Origin of the sequence: Arthrobacter sp. UYEF3 (genome assembly GCF_040546245.1) — a bacterium.
Lineage (GTDB): Bacteria > Actinomycetota > Actinomycetes > Actinomycetales > Micrococcaceae > Arthrobacter.
Map to the genome: position 1 here is coordinate 194,705 of NZ_JBEPNK010000005.1, position 21,043 is coordinate 215,747.

The 21,043-nt window shown below is 67.4% G+C and carries 23 protein-coding genes and 1 pseudogene; 12 read left to right on the forward strand and 12 right to left on the reverse strand.

The window, feature by feature from the left end; all coding sequences use genetic code 11:
• The first annotated feature begins 127 nt into the window (after positions 1-127).
• Together ABIB14_RS05730 and ABIB14_RS05735 are read left to right on the forward strand one after the other, a co-directional pair.
• A complete protein-coding gene (locus ABIB14_RS05730; protein ID WP_354234753.1) occupies positions 128-430 on the forward strand; it encodes a DUF4193 domain-containing protein in 303 nt (100 codons plus the stop codon).
• A gap of 243 nt (positions 431-673) precedes the next feature.
• The gene (locus tag ABIB14_RS05735) at positions 674-841 is read left to right on the forward strand and encodes a hypothetical protein (RefSeq protein WP_354234755.1); all 168 of its coding nucleotides are present in this window, start codon (positions 674-676) and stop codon (positions 839-841) included.
• 21 nt (positions 842-862) lie between these two features.
• Here the strand turns inward: ABIB14_RS05735 and ABIB14_RS05740 are convergent, their stop codons facing one another.
• Positions 863-1,648 carry a GNAT family N-acetyltransferase gene (locus ABIB14_RS05740; RefSeq protein ID WP_354234756.1) on the reverse strand — a complete coding sequence of 262 codons (786 nt, stop codon included), beginning with the start codon at positions 1,646-1,648 and terminating at the stop codon, positions 863-865.
• Positions 1,649-1,776: 128 nt separating this feature from the next.
• Between ABIB14_RS05740 and ABIB14_RS05745 the strand changes: the two genes are divergently transcribed.
• Both ABIB14_RS05745 and ABIB14_RS05750 read left to right on the forward strand, forming a co-directional pair.
• Entirely contained in the window at positions 1,777-2,460 is a 684-nt protein-coding gene (locus tag ABIB14_RS05745) for a class I SAM-dependent DNA methyltransferase (RefSeq protein ID WP_354234758.1), read from the forward strand.
• A gap of 58 nt (positions 2,461-2,518) precedes the next feature.
• On the forward strand, positions 2,519-3,874 hold the full coding sequence (locus tag ABIB14_RS05750; RefSeq protein WP_354234760.1) for a uracil-xanthine permease family protein: 1,356 nt from the start codon (positions 2,519-2,521) through the stop codon (positions 3,872-3,874).
• Between the two features lie 95 nt (positions 3,875-3,969).
• Here ABIB14_RS05750 and ABIB14_RS05755 read toward each other — a convergent pair whose 3' ends face one another.
• The 8 genes and pseudogenes from ABIB14_RS05755 to ABIB14_RS05790 all read right to left on the reverse strand — a co-directional run bounded on the left by ABIB14_RS05755 (position 3,970) and on the right by ABIB14_RS05790 (position 11,510).
• Positions 3,970-4,515 (reverse strand): hypothetical protein, encoded by a 546-nt coding sequence (locus ABIB14_RS05755; protein WP_354234762.1) that lies wholly within the window; start codon positions 4,513-4,515, stop codon positions 3,970-3,972.
• Between the two features lie 266 nt (positions 4,516-4,781).
• Positions 4,782-5,905: pseudogene (locus tag ABIB14_RS05760) on the reverse strand (glycerate kinase).
• A gap of 51 nt (positions 5,906-5,956) precedes the next feature.
• A complete protein-coding gene (locus tag ABIB14_RS05765; RefSeq protein ID WP_502909618.1) occupies positions 5,957-6,700 on the reverse strand; it encodes a glycerophosphodiester phosphodiesterase family protein in 744 nt (247 codons plus the stop codon).
• Positions 6,701-6,872: 172 nt separating this feature from the next.
• Positions 6,873-7,118, reverse strand: a complete 246-nt coding sequence (locus ABIB14_RS05770) for a hypothetical protein (protein ID WP_354234766.1) — start codon at positions 7,116-7,118, stop codon at positions 6,873-6,875.
• Positions 7,119-7,297: 179 nt separating this feature from the next.
• Positions 7,298-8,116, reverse strand: coding sequence for an HAD family hydrolase (locus ABIB14_RS05775; RefSeq protein ID WP_354234768.1), 819 nt, complete (start codon positions 8,114-8,116; stop codon positions 7,298-7,300).
• A gap of 109 nt (positions 8,117-8,225) precedes the next feature.
• Complete coding sequence (locus tag ABIB14_RS05780) at positions 8,226-9,191, reverse strand: carbohydrate kinase family protein (protein ID WP_354234770.1); 966 nt, start codon at positions 9,189-9,191, stop codon at positions 8,226-8,228.
• Positions 9,192-9,259: 68 nt separating this feature from the next.
• A complete protein-coding gene (gene nhaA / locus ABIB14_RS05785) occupies positions 9,260-10,621 on the reverse strand; it encodes a Na+/H+ antiporter NhaA (RefSeq protein WP_354234772.1) in 1,362 nt (453 codons plus the stop codon).
• A gap of 94 nt (positions 10,622-10,715) precedes the next feature.
• Complete coding sequence (locus ABIB14_RS05790; protein ID WP_354234774.1) at positions 10,716-11,510, reverse strand: alpha/beta hydrolase; 795 nt, start codon at positions 11,508-11,510, stop codon at positions 10,716-10,718.
• Between the two features lie 166 nt (positions 11,511-11,676).
• Here ABIB14_RS05790 and ABIB14_RS05795 point away from each other — a divergent pair, with 166 nt between their 5' ends.
• The 3 genes from ABIB14_RS05795 (at position 11,677) to ABIB14_RS05805 (ending at position 14,770) form a co-directional block, all read left to right on the forward strand.
• Positions 11,677-12,783, forward strand: a complete 1,107-nt coding sequence (locus ABIB14_RS05795) for a GTP pyrophosphokinase (RefSeq protein WP_354234776.1) — start codon at positions 11,677-11,679, stop codon at positions 12,781-12,783.
• 145 nt (positions 12,784-12,928) lie between these two features.
• Entirely contained in the window at positions 12,929-14,428 is a 1,500-nt protein-coding gene (locus ABIB14_RS05800; RefSeq protein ID WP_354234778.1) for a phospholipase D family protein, read from the forward strand.
• A 195-nt stretch (positions 14,429-14,623) separates the two neighbouring features.
• Positions 14,624-14,770: a lmo0937 family membrane protein gene (locus ABIB14_RS05805; RefSeq protein WP_354234780.1), complete on the forward strand. Its 147-nt coding sequence runs from the start codon at positions 14,624-14,626 to the stop codon at positions 14,768-14,770.
• A 146-nt stretch (positions 14,771-14,916) separates the two neighbouring features.
• Here the strand turns inward: ABIB14_RS05805 and ABIB14_RS05810 are convergent, their stop codons facing one another.
• Complete coding sequence (locus ABIB14_RS05810) at positions 14,917-15,357, reverse strand: protein-tyrosine phosphatase family protein (RefSeq protein WP_354234781.1); 441 nt, start codon at positions 15,355-15,357, stop codon at positions 14,917-14,919.
• A 142-nt stretch (positions 15,358-15,499) separates the two neighbouring features.
• Here ABIB14_RS05810 and ABIB14_RS05815 point away from each other — a divergent pair, with 142 nt between their 5' ends.
• Complete coding sequence (locus ABIB14_RS05815) at positions 15,500-15,793, forward strand: DUF4287 domain-containing protein (protein WP_354234783.1); 294 nt, start codon at positions 15,500-15,502, stop codon at positions 15,791-15,793.
• Here the strand turns inward: ABIB14_RS05815 and ABIB14_RS05820 are convergent.
• Complete coding sequence (locus ABIB14_RS05820) at positions 15,790-17,310, reverse strand: SulP family inorganic anion transporter (protein WP_354234785.1); 1,521 nt, start codon at positions 17,308-17,310, stop codon at positions 15,790-15,792. The genes ABIB14_RS05815 and ABIB14_RS05820 overlap by 4 nt on opposite strands.
• A 206-nt stretch (positions 17,311-17,516) precedes the next feature.
• Here ABIB14_RS05820 and ABIB14_RS05825 point away from each other — a divergent pair, with 206 nt between their 5' ends.
• The 4 genes from ABIB14_RS05825 to ABIB14_RS05840 all read left to right on the forward strand — a co-directional run bounded on the left by ABIB14_RS05825 (position 17,517) and on the right by ABIB14_RS05840 (position 20,379).
• The gene (locus ABIB14_RS05825) at positions 17,517-17,891 is read left to right on the forward strand and encodes a MerR family transcriptional regulator (RefSeq protein ID WP_354234804.1); all 375 of its coding nucleotides are present in this window, start codon (positions 17,517-17,519) and stop codon (positions 17,889-17,891) included.
• A gap of 89 nt (positions 17,892-17,980) precedes the next feature.
• The gene (locus ABIB14_RS05830) at positions 17,981-18,991 is read left to right on the forward strand and encodes a bile acid:sodium symporter family protein (RefSeq protein ID WP_354234786.1); all 1,011 of its coding nucleotides are present in this window, start codon (positions 17,981-17,983) and stop codon (positions 18,989-18,991) included.
• 277 nt (positions 18,992-19,268) lie between these two features.
• The gene (locus ABIB14_RS05835) at positions 19,269-19,802 is read left to right on the forward strand and encodes an SRPBCC family protein (RefSeq protein WP_354234788.1); all 534 of its coding nucleotides are present in this window, start codon (positions 19,269-19,271) and stop codon (positions 19,800-19,802) included.
• On the forward strand, positions 19,780-20,379 hold the full coding sequence (locus tag ABIB14_RS05840) for a DUF6919 domain-containing protein (RefSeq protein ID WP_354234790.1): 600 nt from the start codon (positions 19,780-19,782) through the stop codon (positions 20,377-20,379). Before ABIB14_RS05835 ends, ABIB14_RS05840 begins: the two co-directional genes overlap by 23 nt.
• A 70-nt stretch (positions 20,380-20,449) precedes the next feature.
• On the opposite strand, the gene ABIB14_RS05845 is transcribed toward ABIB14_RS05840, so the two are convergent.
• Positions 20,450-20,761 carry an antibiotic biosynthesis monooxygenase family protein gene (locus tag ABIB14_RS05845; protein ID WP_354234806.1) on the reverse strand — a complete coding sequence of 104 codons (312 nt, stop codon included), beginning with the start codon at positions 20,759-20,761 and terminating at the stop codon, positions 20,450-20,452.
• Positions 20,762-21,043 lie beyond the last annotated feature (282 nt).

Sequence of the window (21,043 nt, forward strand, 5' to 3'; positions counted from 1 at the left end):
ATGTCCGTCAGAGCGGCCAGAATCATGGCCGTAAGTGTGCGGGCACAAAATGCCCCGCCCGCACGTTGTACCGTCCGCATGACGTGGCATCGCCTGATGCAATTAACAGAGAAAGTGCAGCAACATCGTGGCAACCGATTATGACGAAGTACGCCCCGACGTCGCGGAATCCCGCAACGCCTCCCTCGAAGCCCTGAAGTCCGCGAACAGCCCCGACGCGCGCAGCGTAGGGCTTGAACTCGAGGAAACCGACACCGTGGACGGGGTGGAACTTCCCGGCGCGGACCTCTCCGGTGAAGAATTGATCATCCAGGTGATCCCGCAGGCAGCGGACGAGTTCACCTGCTACTCCTGTTTCCTCGTCCGGCACCGCTCCCAGCTCGCCCGCGAGAAGGACGGCCACGCCTACTGCACGGAGTGCGAAGGCTAAACAGCACCCGCACCCTCGCGCCGCTTCGCTAGTGGTCCTGCAGCAGGAGTTCGACGCGTGGTTTGACCTCGGTAGCGAGCAGGGTCAGGGCTTTGAGGAAGTGCTCCTACGGGAGGCGGCCGATGTCCACCTGCAGGAAGTGGCGCACATGTCCCATGTGGGCGTGCCGCTCCACGATGCGTTCGGCGATGTCGTCCGGGGCGCCCGTGTGGTACATGCATCGCCACCACAGGTGGCCGGCAAATGCTGGACGCCTACGAGGAGCGTGTCGCCGCCGCCGAAGCCGACCTCCTGGCCGGACCGGACAAAGACGACGCCCGGTCCCTCGGTGCCCTGATCGCCCGGCTGGCGGAAAACGTCCACCGCACCCGACCCGGAGCCAACCCCTGCGAAGCGACGGATAACCTCTAAGCCAGCGCCTCCCAGCGGCGCTTAGCGCCGCCAGCGGTACGGCGTCGTCGTCGATACCCGGACCATACCGTAGCGCTCCAAAATCGGTCGTGAATATTCGGTTGAATCGCTGTGGATCAGTTCCTTGCCCAGCGTCAGCGCGGCCCGGGCACGGGCTGCGGTGACGGCGCGGTAAATCCCTTGGCCGCGCCATTCTTTGCGCGTCGCACCGCCCCAGATGCCGGCGAAGTCCGTGTCCGGGACCGGCTCCAGACGTCCCGCACTGACGATCACCCCCTGATGCTCAGCCACCCATAACTCCATGCCGTCGTCGCGGGCCATCCGGCGGAGGATTGCTTCAGCGTTGCCGTCGGAGGCCGGACTGCCAAAGACTTCGTCCTGCATTCCGCTCATGGCCCGGATGTCGGGTACTTCCGTGACACGCCGCACGCGCACCCCCGGCGGGAGTTTCACGTCCACGGCCAGCCCACTCGCGGCCCCGATCATCACCGACTCGGTCTCGTCGGGCTCAAACCCGTTTTTCAGCAGCGCCGCATGAAGTCCGGGCGCATGGTCATGGCCCCGGGTCTTCCATTCAACCCGCACGATTGCCGGATCCGCGCGGTAGAACGCAAGGACTTCCGCCACCCAGCGTGCGATCCTCTCTGCACCCGCCCCGGCCAGGTCTTGATAAGTCACGAATCCGCGGCCGCCTGCGAAGGTCGCCAGCCGCAAGGGACCCAGCCGCGAGATGTCGGCCGCGCTGGGGGTCTCGGCATCCGTCCGGAGCTGCTGGTCGTACGCTGCACGTAGGTTCGAAATAGTCATTAGACCCCACGGTACAGCGGCCGTGCGTTCGAATTCACAACCCGGAGCACGATGCCTTAGAAGCAATTGTCCGACGTGTCCCAGAGCATAGACGGTCACCACGCAGTCCGGGTCAGTAAGCTCGGGCAATGGCAAACCCCTGGACCTTGGTCGACGTCAGATCCGCCTACGACGCGGTGGCCAAGGCGTATTCGGCGACGCTCCCTGATAGCAGCTTCGAGGCGCCCTTGGATATGGCCATGATCGAGGAGTTCTCCAGGCAGGTGGGCGGCACGCCGGAACGGAAAGTGATCGACGCCGGGTGCGGTGCCGGACGCATGAGCGCCCACCTGAGCGCCGCGGGGCTGGACGTTTTAGGGGCGGATCTCTCCACCGGCATGGTCCGGACCGCACACACGCTTCATCCAGAGCTGGCGTTCGACGTCGGCGAGTTGGCGCACCTTCCGGCCGCTCCTGCGGCCGCGGACGGGGTCCTCTCCTGGTATTCGATCATTCATTCGTCCCGGACGGCGTTGCCGGCGATCGCACGCGAGTTCTGGCGGGTGCTCCGGCCGGGCGGCGTGGCACTAATTGCCTTCCAGGCGGGAAGCGGTCACCGCACCAGCAAGCGGGCGTACGGTCACGACGTCGAACTCCGGACGGAACTGCACGCTCCCGACGACGTCGCCCTCCACTTCGCGGAACAAGGCTTCGTCCTTCAAGCCCAACTGATCCGGTCCGCGCGGGCAATGGAAAAGGATCCGCAGGCAGTCCTGCTGCTGGCCAAACCGCCCGAATGGCCTCCGGCACAGGAGGCGCCGGTCCGGCGGTAAAGTGGCACCGGAAGATTCCTTCCCGGCCCCGCCACACATTCTTGAAAGGCCCGCTGCAATGAGCATGCTCGGCACCAAATGGAAGATCCACGGAAACGGCAAGTCCATCCGCCCCGGCGAAGTCGTCCGGCCCGATGAGCGCCTCGCGTGGCCCCTGACCATCGGCGTGGGCATGCAGCATGTGGTGGCCATGTTTGGCGCCACCTTCCTGGTTCCGATCATCACGGGCATGCCGCCGGCCACCACCCTGTTCTTCTCCGGCATCGGCACCCTGCTGTTCCTGGTCATCACGAAGGGCCGGGTGCCCAGCTACCTCGGTTCCTCCTTCGCGTTCATCGCCCCGATCACCGCCTCGCAGCAGCAGTACGGGATCCCCGGCGCGCTTGGCGGCGTGGTGCTCGCCGGTGTCGGGCTGGCCATCGTCGGTGCAATCGTGCAGAAGTTCGGTGCGGGCTGGATCAATCGACTCATGCCGCCGATCGTCACCGGCGCGATTGTTTGCCTGATCGGCTTGAACCTGGCCCCGGCGGCCAAGAACAACTTCGATGCCGCCCCGATCACCGCCCTGAGCACCCTCGTCGTGATCATCCTGGTCAGCGTCTTCTTCCGCGGCATCCTGGGCCGCCTGAGCATCCTGGTCGGCGTCCTGGCGGGCTACCTCGTGGCAGTGATCCGCGGCGAGGTCGACTTCGCCAAGGTCGACGCCGCCGCCTGGGTCGGGCTCCCGCACTTCCAGACCCCCGAATTCCACCTCGGCGTCGTCGGCCTGTTCGTGCCGGTAGTGCTGGTGCTCGTGGCGGAGAACATCGGCCACGTGAAGTCGGTGTCCGCCATGACCGGGCAGAACCTCGACGGCGTCTCCGGCCGCGCGCTGATGGCCGACGGCGCCGCCACCGTCCTCGCCGGCCTGGGCGGCGGATCCGGCACCACCACCTACGCCGAAAACATCGGTGTCATGGCCGCGACAAAGGTTTATTCGACCGCGGCGTACTGGGTGGCCGGACTCTTCGCCGTCGTACTCAGCTTCTCGCCGAAGTTCGGCGAACTGATCGCGACCGTGCCGGCCGGCGTGCTGGGCGGCGCCGCCACCATGCTTTACGGCATGATCGGCGTTCTGGGCGTAAAAATCTGGGTGCAGAACAAGGTCAACTTCTCGAACCCGATCAACCTCACCACTGCGGCGGTGGCCCTCATTATCGGCATCGCGGATTACACCTGGACCATCGGCGACCTCAAGTTCACCGGTATCGCGCTGGGATCCGCCGCCGCCCTGGTGCTTTACCACGGCATGAAGGCTATCGCGAAGGCCCGCGGCACTGTGGCCGAACCGGAGACCGGGGACCCCGCGCCCGTCGCGGCCGCCAGGTCCGCGGTCAACGCCGCGGCGAAGCGCGCCCCGAAGAAGCGCCGCTAACCGCCCGGCCCCGGCAGACACACGCCCGGCAGAGGAAGGGCCGGCGCCCTCCCACCAGAGAGTGGAAGGACGCCGGCCCGCGGCTTTTCGGCGGCCTAGCCGGCGTCGAAGGAGTCCGCGTCGTCGCGGCCGTGGTCCTTCGGCGACTTCTCTTCCGGCAGGTCCGTGCCGCTGCCGTCGGGGATCCCGGCGGCGTCCTGGCCAGACTCGGAAGAGAAGGGCCGGCCCGGCTCCGGTTCCTCCGTGTTTGCCTCATCCATCTCCGCTTCCGAGGAGGGCACCGCGCCGCCGCTTTCAGCAGCTGCCTCATTGCCCTGCTCGAACCCTGCTTCCGTGCTGTTGTTTTCCGCGTTCATCTGTTCCTCCGTTCCTCCGAAGCGTCCCGCTCCGGGTTCTCCCGCACTATCCTGGTCTTCGGCACCGAACTGGCTCAAATCCGGCGCACCGGCCGGATACGTCTCGCCGTCGGGACTGTCCTGGTTGAGCCCTGCCGCGTCGAAGGCCTCCTCATCGCGCGGCTGTGCGAACGACTTTGCGTCCGCGGCCGGCATTTCCTGCTCCGCGGTGGGGGTTCCGTAGCCGCCTGCTTCTTCCTCAATGGCTTCTTCCGCGGATTTCCGCTGCTGATTGTCCTGAGTCATGTCGTTCCTCCTGCGTTCTGGCATTCGGCTGGTCAAACCTGAACGATCGGGTCTTCTTCGAGCGGGGCGCCCCCCCGGAGTGCGGGCTTCCCTGCTTTCCACCGTACCCGAAAAATCCTCAGTAAGCTTAGTATCCACGGGAGTTTGTCGGGAAGCAGCGCCGATGCCCACCACCGGACAATCTACAGATGAAACCGGAGTGCTCCGTCGCATGGCCGGGCAAGGCCAGCGCTGAAGCATCGGCCAAACACACCCGATAAGTCGGGTCAGGCCCCTTCGAGGACCTGGCTGGTGGTCCAGGCCAGGTACTTCGCAGCGTTCACGACCGCGTCTGCCGGGCTCTGTGCCACGTCCAAAAGTTGGGCGGCGGCGACCACCCCGTGCCGCGCGAGGTCCTCGGGCGTGACCAGGATCCGGCCGGCGACGACGATCACCGGGATGCCCAGCTCGCGGGCGGCATCCGCGAGGGCGATCGGCGCCTTTCCGGCCGCGACTGCGAGTCCAGCGACCCCTCCCCGGTGATCACCAGGTCCGCGTCCGCCAGCTTTTCGGCCAGCCCGGTCAGCTTGGCCACCAGTTCGAAGCCGCTCTCCAGCGACGCGCTGCTGAAGGCCAGGAACGACGCGGGGAAGCCGCCCGCCGCGCCAGCGCCCGGCACGTTGACGTCACGGCCGGTGGCCTGCCGCAGCACCGAGGCCCAGTTGCGCAACCCGGCGTCAAGAACCTCCATGGCCTCCGCATCGGCGCCCTTCTGGGCACCGAAGACGTGGGCGGCGCCGTCGGGCCCATAGAGCGGATTCTGCACGTCCACGGCAATCCTGAACCTCACCGCCGCCAGCCGGGCATCCAGGCCGCTGAGATCGACAGCGGCCACCTCGGCGAGCGAACCGCCGCCGAGGGGCACCACGTTTCCGGCGGCATCCATAGGTTTCAGGCCCAGCGCACGCAGGGCGCCGCTGCCGCCGTCGCTCATCGCCGAGCCGCCCAGGCCCAGCACGATTTCGGTGGCGCCGGCGTCCAGCGCGGCCGCAATCAGCTGTCCGCAGCCGTAGCTGTGGGCCCGCAGGGCATTCGCGGGTGTGGGTTCCAGATGGGCCAGGCCGGAGGCCTGGGCCGTCTCGATGACCGCTGTGGCGCCGCCGAAGGCATCCCGGCGAATCGCCCAGGCCGCGCCGACAGGGGCCAAAATCGGTCCCACGACGGCGTTCAGCCGCTCCTCATACCCGGCAGCGACGGCTGCTTCGAGGGTCCCCTCGCCGCCGTCGGCCACCGGAAACTGGATGGTCTCGGCCTCAGGGTAGACCCGCAGAGCGCCCTCCGCGATGGCGGCCGCAGCCTCGGCGGCAGTCAGGGAACCTTTGAACTTGTCCGGGGCGATCAGGATACGCATGGCTCCATCCTGCCAGCCGGGCCCGACTATTCCGCACCGCGGCGGCCCCGGCTACGGCCGCCACTGTCCGCGCTCCTGCAATACCGTCTTCAGCAGGTCGGCGCGGTCCGTGACGATCCCGTCGACGCCGAGGTCCAGCAGCCGGCGCATCTCCGACGCTTCATTGATGGTCCAGACGTGGACGTGCAGGCCGCGGCGGTGGGCGCGGCGGACGAACCCGGCCGTCACCACCTGCACGGCGCCGTAGCGGACCGGGACCTGCAGGGCGTGCACGCCGCGGAGCGCACGACCGGTCGCGAGGCGCAGCAGGACCGTCGGCAGCAGCGGCCCCAGCAGCACGAAGAGGGCATTGGAGGCCATGCCCGCGGAGCTCGCGGCCGGACGGCTCAGCCGGCGCAGCACCGCGCGCCGGCGGCGGTCCGAGAAGCTGGCGATCAGCACCCGGTCGTGCAGGCCATACTGCTCGATCGCCGACGCCAGCGGAGCCACCGAGTTCCAGTCTTTGACGTCCAGGTTGAGGCGAACCTCCGGGAACTCCGTGACGAGCTCCGCGAGCAGCGGGATCGGCTCGGCGCCGGCGATCCTGGCCCGGGCCACCGTGCCGGCGGGCAGCTGTGAAATCCGGCCGCGGCCGTCCGTGACGCGGTCCAGGGTGTCGTCGTGGAACAGCAGCAACACGCCGTCGGCGGTGGTGTGCACATCGGTTTCGAGGTAGCGGTAGCCGAGCGCGACGGCGGCGCGGAACGCGGCCATGGAGTTCTCGGCGCCCTCCGGGGAGAAGCCGCGGTGGGCCATCGCGACGGGCTCGCCGGCAGTTCCGCCGGAGGCGAGGAAAGGGTGCGGGGCGCTCACATCTGAAGCCTACCGGAGCGGCGCCCCGCCCATCTGACTAGCAGCAGGGGCCGTTTTGAGGGCTCAGAGCGGCCCCTGCTGCTAGTTACTTGGGCCGGTCGTAGCGGTCGCAGGCTCAGGCGCTGTGCGGCAGGATCTCCACCCCGTCGCTGCAGTGCAGCAGCGTGCGCCCGCCGCCGTCGAGGGCCACCCAGACGCTGGTGTGGTCCGTCGTCAGGGCGTCCACAAAGCCGCCGGTCTCGTACCCGGGCGCCAGGCGGACCCGCACGCGGTCGCCCTGGCGCAGGTTCTGCCAGTGCGCGTCCGGCGCCACTCGCCGGACCGGCTGCTCATCGCTGTGTCGGTTACCGCTCCTGGCCATGATTGCCCACCCTCAGTCAGACGATCCATTCGGAGGTGCCAGCCTAGGCGGCCAAGGTGAACGGCAGTTGTCCGTCAGCTGGGAATCCCGTGACCGCAGGGCGGCCTGGCCGGCTCCTTGCTCCGGGCGCCGGCTCCTGGCTCGGGCGGCTCCGGGCGGGTCCGGGCGGGTGATGACCGTTAAGGGAGCCGGACACCCAGCTCGGCGAGCTTGGCCTCGAGGATCTGGGCGACGCCGTCGTCGTCAAAATGCGGCGCCTGCCGGCTGGCCGCACGGATGGCCTCCGGGTGGCCGCTGGCCATCGCATAGCCCTGCCCGGCCCAGCGCAGCATCTCAATGTCATTGGGCATGTCGCCGAACGCCACCACGTCCTGCGCCGGCACGCCCAGGGACGCCGCGTATTCCGCGAGCGTGACGGCCTTGTTAACACCGGGCAGCGAGAGTTCCAGCATCGCGAGGTTGGGGGCCGAGTGCGTGGCGGCCGCGAGATGGGCGACGGCGGGCGAGACCTCGGCCAGGAAATCGTCCGCGGTTCCCTCCCGCACAATGGCAAGGAACTTCACGACGTCGTCGGACTCGGTGAGCGTTTCGTGCAGCGGAGCGGGCGTGAATTCGGCGAGCACTCCGCTCGAACCGGTTCCGAGGAATCCCGGTTCCAGGTGGAAACCGCTGAGGGTTTCCGCAGCGAACAGCGCGGAAGGACGCAGCCGCTTGATGATTCCGCGGGCCTCGAACATGGCCTCAAGCCCCAGGGTGCGGGCGGACACCAGCCGGTCGGCCTCAAGGTCCCAGACCACGGCGCCGTTGGAGCAGATCACGGTTCCGGCGTGGCCCAACTGGTCCTGGAGGGGGTGCAGCCAGCGCGGCGGGCGGCCGGTGACGAAGACCAATTCCACCCCGGCGTCGCGGCAGGCGTGGAATGCGCGCACGGTCCGGTCGCTGATCTTGCCGTCGTGGCCCAGGATCGTTCCGTCAATGTCACTTGCTACCAGCCGCATGCTGCCAGTCTACGTTGGCCGCCCCCGCGTCATTTCGACGGTTCCGTGCCGGTTCGACAGGGCGGAAGCGTCGAGGATGCAGGGAACCGTCGATACGGCGCACGCACCCTCAATTGCCCGTGACGGCGCTTTCGGGGTCGTGTTCCATCCGGCTCAGTTCGGCACGGGTGGGCGGATTCGCGCCGGCCCGCGAGACCGTGACGGCGGCGGCCGCGGCGGCGTGGGCGAGGAGTTCACGCAGGCTTCCGGCGGACAATGCGCGGAGTTCCTTGCGGTTCTGCGCCCCGTTGAGGCCCCGGTCCACGATGCCGGACAGCAGCGCCGCCATGAACGAATCGCCGGCGCCAACGGTGTCCGCGACTTTCACGGCCGGGGCCGGGACACGCGTCTCGCCGGCGGCGTTAACGGACCACGGCCCCGCCGCACCGCGCGTGACCACCACCATGGCGGGGCCCTCCGAGCCGCCGAGGGCCAGCCAGCGGCGGGCTGAATCCAGCGGATCCACGCCGGGGTACAACCATTCGAGGTCCTCGTCGGAGGCTTTGACCACGTCCGCCAGGGCGACGAACTTTTCGGCCTGGCGACGGGCATAGTCGGCGTCGGTGATGATGCTGGGGCGGCAGTTGGGATCGAAGCTGACAGTGGTCAAAGGATGGGCATGTTCGACGGCGGAGAGCACGTCCGCGGCTCCCGGCGCGAGCATCGTCGCGATTGACCCGGTATGCAGCAGGGTGCTGCCCTGCAGCATGAACGGCAGCCGGTTGGCGAGGCCGGGTAGCTGCCAGGCGAGATCGAAGGTGTAGCTGGCGGCGCCGTCGTCGTCGTCAATCAGCGCGGTGGCCACCGACGTCGGCAGCTCATCCGGACCCAGGGGAAGCAGCACCGAACTGGATTTCAGGTGCGCCGCGACGGATTCTCCGTAGGGGTCCCGGCCGTAACGGCCGATGAACTGCACCGGATGGTCCAGCCGGGCCAGACCGACCGCGACGTTCAGGGGGCTGCCGCCAACGTGGGCCTGGGTTCCTGAGGAGCGCTGGACGACATCAACCAGGGCCTCACCAATGACTGTGAGCATGGTCATACTCTGCCAGAGAACGCGCCCGGGCGCCCCGCTTGCCCGGTCGCCCTGACCCGGAGGGCCGCCTAGGACTCCGCTACGCGCTGCTGGTAGACATCCGGGATCCCATCCTGATCCGAGTCGCGCTTCTCTTCCTCCTCGGCGAACCGGTATTGGCGGTTGCGGGTCCCCAGCAGCACGCTGGCCAGCAGGGCGGCGAGCAGTGACGCCGCCAGGATGCCCACCTTGGCGTGGCCGTCGTGGTCGCTGCCCTGGCCAAAGCTGAGCTCCGCCACCAGAAGGGACACGGTGAAGCCGATGCCAGCCAGGATCGAGACGCCGAAGATGTCGATCCATTTGAACGAGCTGTCCAGCCGCGCCCTGGTCAGCTTGGTGAGCAGCCACGTGGTGCCCAGGACGCCGGCGGGCTTTCCCAGCACCAGTGCCAGGATGATGCCCACGGCCACGGGGTCCGTCAGCGCGTTGCCCAGCCCGCCCCAGCCGCCCACGGCGACGCCGGCCGAGAAGAAAGCGAACACCGGCACGGCGATTCCGGCCGAGATGGGCCGGAAGCGGTGCTCGAAGATTTCCGAGAGCCCCGGGCCGGCGTCCGGTCCGCCGCTGGCCTGGGAGCGGAGCACCGGGATGGCGAAGCCGAGCAGGACCCCGGCCACCGTCGCGTGGATGCCCGAGGCGTGCACGAGGGCCCACGTGGCCAGGCCGAGGGGAAGCAGAATGAGCCAGGCGGCGGGGGCTTTCAGGCCGAAGAAGCGCCGGTGCCGGTGCGCCAGGTAGGTGTAGAGGCCCAGCGGAAGCAGGGCCAGCAGGAGCGGGACCAGGTGCAGTTCGCTGGAGTAGAAGATGGCGATGATCGTGATCGCGATCAGGTCATCCACTACGGCCAGGGTGAGCAGGAAGATCCGCAGCGCGCTGGGCAGGTGCGAACCGATGATCGCGAGCACCGCGACGGCGAAGGCGATATCCGTGGCGGTGGGAATAGCCCAGCCGCGCAGGGTGTCGGGGCTGCCGAGGTTGACGACGGCGTAGATCACCGCCGGGATGAGGACCCCGCCCACTGCCGCCGCGACCGGGACGACCGACTTGCTCAGTTGCCGGAGGTCCCCGGCGATGAACTCCCGTTTGAGCTCCAGGCCGACCAGGAAGAAGAAGATGGCTAGCAGCCCGTCAGCCGCCCACGCCCCGAGGCTCAGCTCCAGATGCCAGGGGGCATAGCCGATCTTGAAGTCGCGGAGGGCGAAGTAGCTCCCGGACGCCGGCGAGTTAGCCCAGATCAGGGCTACGACGGCGGCCGCGACGAGCAGTGCGCCGCCGACGGTTTCCTTGCGCAGAATTTGGCCGATGCGCAGGAATTCGGTGTAGCTGCCGCGGCCCAGGATCGTGGGACCCGGCTTGAGTGCCGGGCGGCCGGAAGGAGGGGTGTGGCTCATGCGGAAGTCCTAAAAATTGGGTCGACTGAACTATGCCGACCAGACTTCCCGGCGCACCTGTACCCAGTCTACGCGAGGACCCGGCCGCCCCGGCTCAGCCCAGCAGTTGCTGGACCAGTTCGCGGCACTTCCGGTACGCGGGCGTCTTCGGGTCAATCAGGGCGAAGTGGTCGCCGGGGAGCTTGAGGAACTGGACCGGAGCGCCGCCGGCCTTGGCCGCGGCGGAGTAGGCCTCGGACTGGCTCAGCGGCACGGTGTCGTCCTCGGTGGTGTGCACCGCGTAGACGGGCACCCGCAGGGGCGCCGCGCTCATCGGGTCCGCAAACTTATGCCGTTTGGGGTATCTATCCGAGGAGCCGCCCAGGAAGTTGCTTACGGCCCCGTTGCTGAGGTTGAGCCGCTCCGCCTCGGCCAGGTTCAGCACCCCGGACTGGCTGACCACGCCGGTTAGGTGCACCGCGGCGCCGCCGTTCTTTCGTTCGAGCTGGCGGTCCGCTTCCGGGGCGCCAAGCTGGGCGAGCCGGTTCCGACCGGCCGCCCACACGGCCAGGTGCCCGCCGGCGGAGTGGCCGAGGGCCACAACACGGTCCAGCCCGATTCCGTGTTCACCGGCGACGTCGCGGAGTTTATCGATCCCTGCAAGGACGTCGGCGAAGGTGTGCGGCCAGCCGCCGCCGTTGCCGGCCCGCCGGTACTCCAGGTTCCAGGCGGCCACGCCATGCGCTGCGAGGTCCCTGGCCAGCGGTTCGCCGAGTTCGGCCCCGTACTGCGAACGCCAGTAGCCGCCGTGGATGACCACCACCACCCCCTGGGGCTCGGCCGCGTCCGGAAGGAAGAGTTCCCCCCACTGGCTGGGATCCTCGCCATAGTGGTACTTCTGCCGCTTCACTGTGTCCTCCTTGGGGCCCGGTGAACAGGCGGTGACTGCCCCCGGTGTCACCGCCGCTGCAGCGCACTAAGCCCGACGCCGCAGATCAGCCATGTGCAGAGCCTACCTTGGGCTTCGCGCGACACCCCGGAAGCCGGTTGTCGGACCGGCATCGTAAGCTAGCCCAATGGCTAGCAACTGGGAGCGTCTGGACCCTGCGCTGCGCGAATCCGTGCAGGACAACGTGCAACTCTACGAGCGGGTCCGTCCTGCCCTGAAGCTCGTCACTCGCGAGGTGCTGCTGTCGCTGCGGACAATGCTCAAGGGCACCGAGGTGACCTCCTTGTTCGTGACCGGCCGGACCAAAACGGTGGAGTCCTTCCGCGAGAAGATCTCTCGCACGGAGGAGCCGCTGGAGCCGGGCGGGCCGCCGGTGCTGAAGTTCCCGGACCCGTTCCGCACGCTCAATGACATGGTCGGCATCCGCGTCATCACTAAGCTCCCGGCCGAAAACGCCGTGGTGGCCAACCTGATAAAACGCCAGCGCCAACTCTTCGACTGCCGCGGCGACCGGGAGAAGGACATCGGTTCGATCGAATCCGGAACCTATGGCTATTCCAGCCGTCACCTGATTTTGCGGACCATCCAGAATGAGGCGGTCAAGGAGTATCAGCAGGTCTACAACCCGGAGGTCCCGGCCAACGGCAGCTATTTTTTTGAGTGCCAGATCAGGACGGTCTTTGCGCACGCATGGAGCGAGATAGAGCACGACATCCGCTTCAAGGCCGAGGATCCACGCGCTTGGACTCCGCACTTCGACCGCCAGTTCACGGCCACCGCCGCCATGCTGGAGACAGTGGAATCGGCGTTTGCGGACCTGCACGAACGCTATGAAGAGGTCCGCAGCTACTGGGACATGGACGGCGAAGGCGCCGCGCAGCTCACGCCCAATCGGATCCGCGACGTCTGGCGGACGCTGCTGCCGCACGTGGACCGGAAGGTCGACGACGACTGGGGCTGGGCCGCCGAACTGATGGCGGCGCACGGCCTGGACCAGACCGTGCAGCTAGCGGGGCTGCTCAGCGCCAACCGGATCACCGAGGTCCGCAAGGCCCTGGACCACCGCTACTCCCCCGGCCCGGACCGGCTGCTGGACGACCTGCTGCTCTGGCAGTACGGAACAGCCCATATCGACCTCACCGCGGAACCGGCTGACGCCGTCCCGCACCCCCGGCGCGACAGCCTGCAGCGCCGGCTCAGGCAGATCGAACGCTACCGGCTCGCCCAGGACTAGGGATTCGGCTTTATGGATTCGAAAGAAGGACCGAGTGGACAGTGCAGCTGATACGTGGTTCTTGAGCGGCGCGGAACGGGGTAATCCGGCCACAGACGTGCAAACGGGCGGCGCCGGGTCGCCGTCGTGGTCGGAGGGTAACCTCGTGCGGCCCCTGGTTCATGGAGCAGCTTATTTCGCCCGCCTGCATGAGGAACTGACGGAGCTGCAGGCGGGAGACCGCGTCTGGTTCACCGACTGGCGGGGCGACGCCGATGAGCAGTTGCTGGCGGACGGGCCGTCGGTCGGTGACCTGCTGGCCCGGCTGGCCCGCGCGGGCGTGGAAGTCCGGGGCCTGGTCTGGCGATCCCACGGCGAGCGCATATCGGCGCCCATCAGCGGCCGCTCCAACGAACGACTGGGCCGTGAGATCAACGATGCCGGCGGGGAGGTGCTGCTGGATCAGCGGATACGTATGTTCGGTTCCCACCACCAGAAGATCGTCGTCATCCGACGTCGTGACGACCCGTCCCGGGACGTTGCGTTCGTTGGCGGGCTGGACCTTTCCCACAGCCGCAGGGACGACGCTGACCATGCGGGAGACCCGCAGGCGGTTGCGATGGATCCCCGGTACGGCAAGCGGCCACCGTGGCACGATGCCGCCCTCGAACTGCGTGGCCCTGTGGTGGCAGATGTGCTGGCGGTGTTCGCTGAACGGTGGAACGACCCCCATCCCCTGGACCGGCGCACCCCCTACCGGATGCTGCTGCAGCGTCTGGCCCGGATGCCGCGGCACCCCGAACCGCTCCCCGATGCTGCCCCGCCCCCTCCGCCGGCGGGCCCCCACGCCGTTCAGCTGCTGCGCACCTACGGCGTGAAACGTCCCCCATTCCCGTTCGCGCCTGAGGGCGAGCGCAGCATTGCCCGGGCCTACGCTAAGGCCTTCGCCTGCGCCCGCTCGCTGATCTACATCGAGGACCAGTACCTGTGGTCTACAGAGGTCGCTGCCGGCATCGCGCAGGCCCTCGAACGCAATCCCGGCCTGAACGTGATCGCCGTCGTGCCCCGCTACCCCGACTCGGACGGCGCTCTCGGTGGGCCGCCCAGGAGGATCGGGCAACTGCGGGCACTCCAAGAACTGCGCCGGGTGGCGCCGGACCGGGTCGGCGTGTTCGACCTGGAGAATAGCGCGGGCACTCCGATCTACGTTCACGCCAAGATCTGCATCATCGACGACACCTGGTTTACCTGCGGCTCGGACAACTTCAACCGCCGGTCCTGGACCACTGACAGCGAGCTCACCTGCGCCGTTGTCGACACCAGCAGCGTTACCGGAGAACCGTCCGGCACGCGAACCGACGACGCCTCCCGACCGTTGGCCCGCAAACTCCGGCTGCAACTCTGGGCCGAGCACCTGGGCTTGGAGCAAGATGATTCCCGCCTGGATGACCCCGCCGCAGGGCTGGAGCTTTGGAACACCACCGCCGGCGCACTTGATCACTGGCACGACGCCGGACGCAGTTCGCCGCGCCCCGCCGGGCAGGTGCGACACCACACTGTTGAACCCGTGACGCGGCTCCAGCGGCTTTGGGCGGATCCCATCAACCGCCTGATCGTGGACCCGGACGGCCGACCCCGCGGGCTGCGCGGCACCCACCGGTTCTAGGAAGGCGAGTCCGGAGCGGAGAGCGCCGGGCACAGGCTGTCAACGCTGCCACCCGAACGGGAGGGCTGCAGATTCAGCCCAGCGCGCCCGTTGGCACAATATGACAAGTACGCTTAGTATTTCTAGTAAGCGGTCCGTTGGGCCGGGACTTGAAACAGTTTTATCAACATTTTTATTCGAACTAAGGAAGTTACCATGTTGCTTTGGATCGCTATCATTCTCGCCGTTCTTTGGCTTCTTGGCCTGCTCGGCAGCATCGGCGGCGGGTTCATTCACCTGCTTCTGGTAATTGCCGTGGTTGTCCTGATTTTCCACTTCATCCGCGGCCGGTCGCGTGCCTAATCCGGGCGGATGGCTTTGGCGGGGGATGCTGAGAAATTCAGCACCCCCGCCATTTCCATGTCCCGCGGGCTCGGGCGTCGGTGGCACCGGCGGTGGCAGCGGTAAAAACCCCGTCGATCCGTGACAGTGCTGCAAGGGACTCTCGGTCAGGGCTCGACGCCGGTAAACCGGCCCACGTAGCGCCGCTGCCAGGGGGTTTCCACCGCGCCGCGGCGATAATTCCGCCGCACAAAGGCGACGGCTTCGTCGGCCGGGACACCGTCCAGGACCGCGATGCAGGCCAGTGCGGTGCCGGTCCGGCCGCGGCCGCCCCAGCAGGCCACTTCAACCCGTTCGGTTGCGGCGCGCCGCCAGGCCTCGCGGAAGGCGTCGAGCGCCTCGGCGTCGTCGGCGGGCAGGAGGAGGTCCCTCCAGCGCACCCACCGGGAGTCCCACGCGACCGGCCTCGGCCGGCGTCCCAGCAGATACAGCCCGAACTCGGGCCCCGGACCGGACGGAACCGGCGCCAGGATGCCACGGCCGCGGATGAGCCGTCCGGAGGGAAGGCTGAGCACACCGGGCCGGCCCGGCTCCCACGTCTGCGCCATGATCCCGAGCGTAGCCGGTCCTACGAACCGGTTGAAGGACGCAGGGTTGGATGCTCAAGCCAGGGCCGCCCGTCTCTGGCGGTAACGGACCCCGGTCCATAGAGTGGCCGGGAACCAACGAACCGCTGAAGGGAATCCACGGATGTCATTCCAGGCGTACCTCGACACCATCGAGGACCAGACCGGCCTTACCCCGCGCCAGCTCTTCGAAATCGCCGAGCAGAAGGGCTTCGACGACACCGCCGTGAAGACCGGCGAAATCCTCGACTGGCTGAAGGCCGACTACGGTCTGGGGCGCGGCCACGGCATGGCATTGGTCCACGTCATCCGACGGGGACCGGGCATCAGTAGCAAACACGTCGGGACCACCGGTGCGCATAGCGACGAGTCCGACGTTCTGTGGCTGGACGGCAAGGCGTCCAAGCCCGCCGGCTAGTGCCCGCCGAGCTTGCCGGCGAGGCGTTCGCGCATGAGCAGGCTGGCATCGTTGAGACCGACGATCCTCACGTCCTTGCCTTGATGGCGGTATTTCGCGGTGATGGCGTCCAGGGCGGCGACCGTCGAGGCATCCCAGAGGTGCGAGGCGTGCAGGTCGATGACAACGTGGTCGGGATCCAGGGCGTAGTCGAACTGGGTATAGAGGTCGTTGGAGGAAGCGAAGAAGAGCTCGCCGTTGACCCGGTAGGTGGCGAGCTGGCCGCCGTCGACTTCGGTCACGGTGCGGTGCACGGTCACGAAGTGCGCCACCCGGCGGGCGAACGTCACCATCGCCACGAGCACGCCGACGCCCACGCCGATCGCCAGGTTGTGGGTGGCGACGGTGACGATGACGGTAGCAGTCATGACCGTGGTTTCGCTCTTGGGCATCATCTTCAGGGTCCGTGGCCGGATGCTGTGCCAGTCGAAGGTGGCCACGGAGACGAAGATCATCACGGCCACGAGTGCGGCCATTGGGATCAGCGAGACCAGGCCACCCAGGGCCACCACCAGGATCAGCAGGAAGACACCGGCCAGGAAGGTGGAAATCCGGGTCCGGGCGCCGGAGGCCTTCACGTTGATCATGGTCTGGCCGATCATGGCGCAGCCGCCCATGCCGCCGAAGAAGCCGGTGACGATGTTGGCCACGCCCTGCCCCCACGCCTCCCGCGTTTTGGGTGACCGGGTGTCGGTGATGTCATCGACGAGTTTGGCCGTCATGAGCGATTCGAGCAGTCCCACGAAGGCCATGGCCAGGGCGAAGGGGAAGATCACCTGCAGGGTGTCAAGGCTGAGCGGCACGTTCGGGAGGAACAGCGTCGGCAGGGAGTCGGGGAGTGCGCCCTTGTCCCCCACCGTGGGAACGGCGACGGCGGCGAGCACGGTGATGAGCGTCAGGACCACGATTGCCACCAGCGGGGCGGGCACCGCCTTCGTCAGTTTGGGCAGCCCGAAGACGATGACCAGGCCCAGGGCCAGGAGCGGGTAGACCAGCCACGGGACGCCGAGCAGCTCAGGGACCTGGGACAGAAAGATCAGGATGGCCAGCGCGTTGACGAAGCCCACCATCACCGACCGGGGGATGAACCTCATCAGTTTCGCGACGCCGGCCAGTCCCAGGATGACCTGGAAGATGCCGGCTAGGATGACGGCGGCAACGAAGTAGTCCACGCCGTGGGACTTCACCAGAGGAGCGATCACCAGGGCGATCGCGCCGGTGGCCGCAGAGATCATCGCGGGGCGGCCGCCGACGAAGGCAATGGTGACTGCCATGGTGAAGGAGGCGAAGAGCCCGATTCGCGGATCGACGCCGGCGATGATCGAGAAAGCGATGGCTTCCGGGATCAGGGCCAGGGCGACGACGAGTCCGCCCAGCACCTCGGTCTTGAGTCGGCGGGGTGACGTCAGGGTGCGCCGGACGGATTGAAGCTGTTCAGGCGTGAACACCGGCGGGTGTTCGGCTGTTGTGACGGCCATTTCTGGCTCCGTTCATGGTCAAGAAGACGCGCTGCTACGGTCTCGTTTTGCTAATGAATGAAGGGGCGCAGCGCCGCGCCGGGAAAAGGGGGAACTAGTCTTGAAAGTCTCACCCGCCACCTAACCCTACCCTAACGTGATGGTAGAGTTTCAATTCGAACAGGACGGAGGCTCCGGTGACGGCTAAATCCAGCGGCAACAGCACCATGCACATCGGCGAACTGGCAGACCGCACGGGGCTGTCCCTGCGGACTATCCGCCATTACGACGACGTCGGGCTGCTGCCCGCGACGGCGCGTACCGAGGGTGGCTTTCGGGTCTATTCCGAGGCGGACGCCGATCGGCTGATGCTGATCAAACAAATGAAGCCCCTGGGTTTCTCCCTCGAAGAGATGGCGGAACTCCTCGGTCTGCTCAACGGAGCCGGGGATGGTCCGGAGGCAGGCACCGCCGCCACCCAGGCCCCGGCCGCCCGCTTGGCCGAGTTCCTGCAACGGGCCGAGCACCAGCGCGCCAAGATGGCCCGCGACCTGGGCCAAGCGGACGAGTTCATCACCATCCTGGATCGACTAACCGCCTAGCCCTGCGGGACGGCAATAAATCTGACATATTAGGCCGGCCGCCGGTCACAAAGTGGCCGGATCACGGCCTGCGGTGGCACGATGCTTGGATGCTTGAGGCAACCAAATCTCCTGAATTCGCGCCGGAATCCGGCACTGGCACCGACGCCCCGGTCAATCCTGCCTTCGCCGCCGAGGCGAAGATTGCCCGGATCGCCGTCACCGTGTTTCCCCTGCTGGTGGTGGTCGCCGGCGTCGCCGGCTTCCTCCTGCCGGGCGCCTTCAAACCGCTGGCGCCGAGCGTGCCGTACCTGCTGGGCATCATCATGTTCTGCATGGGCCTGACGCTGACCCCGCCGGACTTCGCCTCTGTAGCGAAGCGCCCCTGGGCCGTGGTGCTGGGCATCGTGGCGCATTACGTCATTATGCCCGGCGCAGGATGGCTGATCGCGCAGGCCCTGCACCTTGAGCCGGAGCTCGCCGTCGGGCTGATCCTGGTGGGCTGCGCTCCGTCCGGGACAGCGTCGAACGTGATGGCGTTCCTGGCCAAGGGCGATGTGGCCCTCTCCGTGGCCGTCGCCTCGGTGTCCACCTTGATCGCCCCGATCGTTACGCCCCTGCTGGTGCTGTTCCTGGCCGGCTCGTACTTGCAGATCGACGCCGGCGGCATGGTGCTGGACATCGTCAAGACAGTGCTGCTGCCGGTGATCGCCGGCCTGCTCGCCCGACTGTTCCTGAAGAAGCTCGTCGCCAGGGTGCTCCCGGTGCTGCCCTGGGCCTCCGCCGTCGTAATCTCGCTGATCGTGGCGATTGTGGTGGCCGGCAGCGCCAACAAGATCGTCGCCGCCGGCGGCATCGTCTTCCTCGCGGTGGTGCTGCATAACGGCTTCGGGCTGGGCCTCGGCTACCTCGCTGGCAGGCTCGGGCGCCTGGATGACAAGGCCCGCCGTGCCCTGGCCTTCGAGGTGGGCATGCAGAACTCAGGCCTTGCCGCGACGCTGGCCACGGCGCATTTCAGCCCACTGGCTGCACTGCCGTCGGCAGTGTTCTCGCTCTGGCACAACGTCTCCGGCGCCATCGTGGCCGCCTGGCTGGCCCGCCGCCCGCTGCGCGAGGGCTGAGCCCGGGCGGTCCTGTGTGGCCCCGACGCTTTCCCGTCGATTGCTCCGTAACGGCCGTTTTCAGCCCTGATAACGGCGGTTACGGAGCAATCGACGTTTGAAGCCGGGAAGATCCGTGAAGGCCAGTGGGCCGGCGACTTCCGAAGCCCCGGGAGTACACCGCAAGCGGAGCCGTGTTACCCAACATTGCCCCGCATGACGCGGGAGGACGATTTTCCACACGGCGGACTTCACCCTCGCCTAGCCTGCATAGATACAGCAGACGACGGGGAGGAGCATGGTGTCGCTGACGACGCGCGGGACAACGCACCGCTTGGCCATCAATGCTCAATCCGACCTGGTCTTCGGCGTGCTCCGGGACACGTCGCATTGGCCGTATCTGGACGGGCTGACCGTATACTCCGAACGCGTCGGTGGCGACGACCGGGAACACGAGCTTCGGATTTCTGTGGTGGCCAACGGCGCCCTCAGCTCCAGTCATTGCCGCCGTTTCCTGGACGCTGCCGGGCGGCGCATCGTGTTTGAAGTGTCCAGGCCTGAGGCTCCGCTCCTGCGGCTCGCCGGCGGCTGGGCCGTCTCGGAGGGCGGCGACGCCGACCAGGGCCTTGCCGTGGTGACCCTGAGTCACGAGTATGAAGTTGACGACGGTGCCGCGGAGCTCTCTTCGTGGATTCACCGCAGCATCGACGATTTCGGTCAGCGCGAACTGGCCGCCCTCAAGCTCGGCAGCGAACGCCTCGCGGCGCTGCTCCGACAGCATTCCGGCGCCAAGGAAGTGGATCTCGATAATGGACGACCAGTACACGACTGAACGCGACAGCTTCGGCAGGCTGCTGGCGGACCGGGAGGTCTGGCGGCAGGCGACGACCATTCCCGCGGCCGGCGAACTGACCGCCCGCTGGCTGGAGGGACGGAGCCAATACCAGCCTGGAACATTCACCCCGGGCATTGACGGGGAAACGGAGTCGATTGCCGGAGAACTCGCGATGCTCAACCGGAACGGGCTGTTCACCAAAGAATCGCAGCCCGGGCTCCGCGAGGGAGGCAGCGTCCAGCGGGCGTATGTGACGGGCTTCTGCACACCGGAGTCGGCCGGAAGCCTGCTGGGGCTCTCGTCCCGGACGGAGTTTGTTACGGTTGGGCACGCTCCGGGGGAAACGAGCAGCGCCTCGATTCCCGTGACCCTTCAGGACGGCGAGATAGTGACCGTGCTGGGCACGAGCGAAAGCCCGATCGAAGCGGACCAGCTCAAGGACTGGACCGCCGAAGCCAACGAGTCCCTCGCGCTGGTGCTGGCCGAGTCCTGGTATGTCGAGGTCTTCGACCCCGTCTGGGGCCGCGACGGCGTGCTGCTGGCGTCGGTGCTGGACGCGCTGACGGCCGGTTGATCTCATGGTGCCCGGACGGACGACGGCGGCGGGCACCGACGGCGGCGGCTGGACGGACGGCGGCCCACCGTCAGCCGATGCTGGCCGCCTCGTCGAGCGTGCGTGATTCGAAGTGCTCCAACATGTCGCGCATCGCCTCCACTCCCTGGGAGAAGGCGGCTGAACTGCGCCACTGATCGATCTGTTCCAGCGATTCCCACGGACCGGTACTGACAAACCGGTTGGGCACGGCGTGGTCGTGCAGCAGGACCGCCTTGGCGTTGGGGTAGTCCTCCTGGGTTTTTCGCGCCAGATCCCGCCAGGCCTGCACAAAATCATTTTCGCGTCCGGGGTGGACCAGCCAGATTCCCAGCGTGTAAACCGCCACAGTGATCGCCTCCATTTTCTGCACGGGTTGATATAACGATTGTGGACCCGGCGTGCGCGCGGCCGGTAGTGCCGATCCACCCGCCCCGCCCTCCGGTTTGGGTACAACGGCGGACATCATGCGGCCCCAGGTGCTGCGGTTTATCTACGAGATCGATATCCGGATGGGGGAGATCGAGGGGACCGGTCGGCGTCTACTTCGCCTAGGTGCGTGGGTCAGTAGTGAGGGTGCCGGTTTTTAAAACGCCGGCGGATTGACCGGGTCCGGATAGGGGTGGCTGGGAGAATCGGGGGTATG